An 890-nucleotide genomic window follows, 5' to 3' on the forward strand; every position below is an offset into this window, starting at 1 on the left:
GTCAGTGTCAGTCTCAGTGATGCCGCAGGGAATACTGGCACCGCCAGTGATAGTGGGGTTGTTGATACTATTCCACCGGCACTTGCGTTTACGCCAACCTTCTTGTTAGGTCAAGTTGTGACATTATCGGGTACCTCTGATTTACCTGCAGGCAGCACGGTCACGGTCACTCAAAACTTACTGGGTGGCGGGGTGATAAGTTACACAGCGACAACGGATGCGGCAGGTAATTGGTCACTTGCAGGATTAAGTATCCCATTATTAACATTGGTATCAATCACCGCCAGTGCAACGGATGAAGCGGGGAATACACGGGTCATTAACTCAACCGATTTTGATGGTACTCCACCGACTCTAACCGTGAGTGTGGACACTTTAACCAATGACAACACACCGGCCGTATCAGGCACGAGCGATGCAGGTGAAGGCGCGACGGTGACTGTGGTCGTGACAGATAAAGACGGCACGACGCAGACGCTGAGCGCCACTGTGGATGACACCGGAAACTGGGCGGTGAGCCCAAACACTGCTTTACCCGATGGTGAGTTTACAGTGGATGTGAGTGTGCGTGATGGCGTGGGCAACGAAACCACAGAGACAGTGACAGGCGTGATTGATACAGACGCACCGAGCCTCACTGTCAATGGCGTGGGGGATGGGCGTGATGTGACCCCAGAATTCAGCGGCACCAGTAATGAAATTGGTGGCACAGTGACGGTGACCGTCACGGATGCAAACGGCGTTGAACAAACCCTCACCGCGAGCGTGCAAAGCGACGGCAGTTGGTCAGTGGAAGTACCCAACGCCTTAGCGCAAGGGGATTACACGACGGAGGTTGTGATCAGTGATGGCGCAGGGAATGAAACACAGGTGATCTTAACAGGTAATAT

1 protein-coding gene is annotated in these 890 nt (G+C 53.3%); it reads left to right on the plus strand.

The features are described 5' to 3' along the window. Positions 1 to 890 (plus strand): Ig-like domain-containing protein (locus QMA12_RS22080; RefSeq protein WP_290295324.1); only part of this gene is annotated, 890 nt, incomplete at both ends.

It is taken from the genome of Pseudoalteromonas sp. APC 3893 (genome assembly GCF_030408095.1).
GTDB lineage: Bacteria > Pseudomonadota > Gammaproteobacteria > Enterobacterales > Alteromonadaceae > Pseudoalteromonas.